General features: G+C 56.6%; 4 protein-coding genes. All 4 read right to left on the bottom strand.

Features of this window, described 5'->3' with window-relative positions; genetic code table 11:
- Nucleotides 1-520: 520 nt before the first annotated feature.
- The gene (locus CJZ98_RS18615) at nt 521-1,306 is read right to left on the bottom strand and encodes a hypothetical protein (RefSeq protein ID WP_157911086.1); all 786 of its coding nucleotides are present in this window, start codon (nt 1,304-1,306) and stop codon (nt 521-523) included.
- 309 nt (nt 1,307-1,615) lie between these two features.
- Nucleotides 1,616-2,047, bottom strand: coding sequence for a DUF6932 family protein (locus CJZ98_RS17435; RefSeq protein WP_157911085.1), 432 nt, complete (start codon nt 2,045-2,047; stop codon nt 1,616-1,618).
- 183 nt (nt 2,048-2,230) lie between these two features.
- On the bottom strand, nt 2,231-2,524 hold the full coding sequence (locus CJZ98_RS17430; protein ID WP_094592371.1) for an addiction module antidote protein: 294 nt from the start codon (nt 2,522-2,524) through the stop codon (nt 2,231-2,233).
- On the bottom strand, nt 2,521-2,843 hold a 323-nt coding region (locus tag CJZ98_RS17425), incomplete at its 5' end, for a type II toxin-antitoxin system RelE/ParE family toxin (protein WP_408645529.1). The genes CJZ98_RS17430 and CJZ98_RS17425, both read right to left, overlap by 4 nt.

Genomic DNA, 2,843 nt, shown 5'->3' with positions numbered 1-2,843 from the left:
CTTCTTCTGGAGGTATGGCCATGTAAGACCGCACAGCGCACTGGGAGGCAAAACTCCCCATGAGGTCTACACTGAGACCAAACCCTGTTCTTCCCGCCCGGGGTTAACGATGTCAGGGGCCGAATCTGTCCAATAAAAGCCATCCACCTCAGAGGATCGTTCTTGTTTTTGTTGAAACTGAGCCCTGTACAACATTTGCTTTCCTCTTTGGATCTTCCGTTGGCGCAGACTCCCACGAGCCTTCAACTAGGTGCTGGATCACTAGGCTTCCTGATACGGCCACCAATCGGTAAGTCCCGTCAGGATCCCAGGATGGAGCCGGACAGTCCATATGCCCAATGCCATTTACACTAGCGAGATACGCGTTGTAAATGACGCTTCCGGGGCTGCTTACCACGCGGAGGACATCCTGAAATAGTCTTGTCTTTTGAGCCATATGAGTTGTGTCTGCGTAACGCTGCCGCTTCAGTTGTTGAGTCTACTCATCATCTCGCGGGCCGCCAACGACTGCAAGCCGAAGTTAGGCGGCCTGCTGCCTTCCCTGAACGATGAACAACTGCGATTCTAAGAATACAGAAGCGTAGTACGCAATCCGCTGGAGGGGCGCCGCTTGACGTGCCACTTCCCTAGCCATGTTGAGCTGCCGCACGCCAATATCTCTTGACTTTTCGGAAATCTCGGAGATGGTGTCTGCCAAGCTTTCGAGGTTCATTCGGGAGAGGTCAACCTCCCCTCTCTGTCGGAGGCGTTCCTCGAGATCAGTGGCTACATCCTCGAACGTCCTTTTAGTCTCGAGTTGCCGTGGCTCCGAGAACAATGTCCAAGGACTTCCTAGTTCGAAAGAGACGTGATGATCACGATCATCAGGCAGAGGACCGATGTCGGATGGCTTGATCCAAATTGAACGAGCGCGAATCGCACCATCGAGGAACGCAGCATTTAGTTCCTCGGGCTGATGAAACATTGGGGCTGTGTAGAAGACCTCTTGGCCAGATGCCTCGAGGTCAAGCAGCATTTCGTGCTGGCTTGAGGTTCGAGACGGCCGCAGATGCATTCGATAACACGGCACGTTGAAGTCCGCATGGCGCACTTCTTTGCAAGTACGACGAGTCATTTTGTCACACAGCTTGAACTGCAGAAAGAGCGGTACTCCTGGACGATCAAGCCTGACATCCCATCCTCCACCGGCCTGCCCTTCGGCAATGAGAGAAGGGAAGACTGGTGCCGCCGTGACGCCCCCAGGTGCCTTAACCAGCTCGCTAGTGAGAGCGAAGCCGTAGCTAAATTCCGAGATGTTCGGACGCATGTCTTGTCTGCCTAACACCGGCCTTCAGCCGCTCGCAGCCAATACGGCATCCATACCGCAAGACGCTCTCGCGAGTCGGCTGCAAGGCTTTGTTCGCCAGTCCTCGCCGCTATGTCGCGGGCGAGGAACGTGCTTCTTCGCTACCCTCGAACACTGCAAGTTCCTCGTTGAGCCTCGCAATCAACTTCCGAATTCCTGCCTTTGTAAATCCGTTCTCACCAATCGGATGATCCTGCTGCAATCGCTCGAGCCGCTCTTGCAACTGTCGCAACTCCAACTGGGCTTTCTCATACTCGATTTCTGTGGCTATCACAGTTCCACCTCCACAAGGCCTTTCCGCCTACCGTCGGCTTCTCGGGTAAGACTGAAGTATTGTACCCAGTCTTCCCAGTCCCGCCGGGTGCCGGCGGCATAGATCTCTTCGGGCTGGCGAGTGAGGAGCATCATTTCAAGCTCCACAGCCTCGACATCGCCGCGGGATACTCGCGTTGAGAAGTCGTCTTCCAGCCAGACGACCGCATCGACATCCTGAGGATCCGGAGTCGCGGTCACGAAACTACCATCAACGAGGAAACGCTTGGCGTGGACCGCACGCGCTAAGGCGATCCAACGCCGAAGCCGCAAAGCAAGACGCCGCCGGCGAGGTGTCGCCGAGCCGAAGCGAAAAGTGACTTCAGACTCGCTGGCAGGATGAAGCCCGTCAGGCAATCGTCCGTCATCGCGGAAGTCGGGAATAGCCATCGACGTAAGCGGCCTGTTTCATTTCGGCGAACGCTGCCCTTGAGTGGCAGGCAGGAAGCTATAGGCATCGAACCAGAATCGCAGGCGGCCTGTCCACTCCAGGGGCTTGTTCGAAGGTGTCGCATCTCCACAAGCAACGATTGCGGGCCTACGCTTCGCCAGCAGAGTTCAAGCCACCTCCGCTTAACTTCTCACACTGGCGCTCTGCTTCAATCCAAGGGCAGAGACGACCTTCAGGATGGTGTCAAAGCTCGGACTGTGCTCGCCAGACAATGCCTTGTAGAGGCGCTCCCTGGAAAGGCCAGAGTCTCTGGCCACCTGGGTCATGCCCTGTGCCCGTGCGATGTCGCCTAAGGCCTTGGCGATGAAGGCGGCATCTCCATCTGCCTCCTCGATGCAGGCTTCCAGGTAGGCCGCCATTTCCTCAGGTGTTCGTAGATGCGCGGCGACGTCGTAGGGGCTGGTCGTGGGTTTCATCGGGACTCCTCACTCAGATTGACTGCCAGCAGAAGGGCCTCACCAATGACCTTCGCCTGAGAGCTCTTGTCTCCGCCAGCCAACAGGATGATCAAGGAGGTTCCCTTCTGCAGGTAGTAGACCCTGTATCCAGGGCCGTAGTTGATCCGCACCTCAGACACGCCGCCCCCGACGTCCCCAGGATTGCCGCCAATGAGGGCCTCCTGAGAAACACCAGATCTCCTGCGCCGCAATGGATCTGAGCAGCTTCTGCCGGTAAAATGTGCGCAAATCGGCCTGTTACGGCCAAATTGCCGACCAAAGTTTTCCACATGTACCG

Source organism: Vulcanococcus limneticus LL (assembly GCF_002252705.1).
GTDB lineage: Bacteria > Cyanobacteriota > Cyanobacteriia > PCC-6307 > Cyanobiaceae > Vulcanococcus > Vulcanococcus limneticus.
This window is presented reverse-complemented; position numbering and strand designations above follow the sequence as displayed.

Bases quoted from the DNA above. Each gene is read 5' to 3' on its own strand.
- CJZ98_RS18615 (WP_157911086.1), bottom strand. From the start codon at position 1,306: ATGCGTCCGAACATCTCGGAATTTAGCTACGGCTTCGCTCTCACTAGC.
- CJZ98_RS17435 (WP_157911085.1), bottom strand. From the start codon at position 2,047: ATGGCTATTCCCGACTTCCGCGATGACGGACGATTGCCTGACGGGCTT.
- CJZ98_RS17430 (WP_094592371.1), bottom strand. From the start codon at position 2,524: ATGAAACCCACGACCAGCCCCTACGACGTCGCCGCGCATCTACGAACA.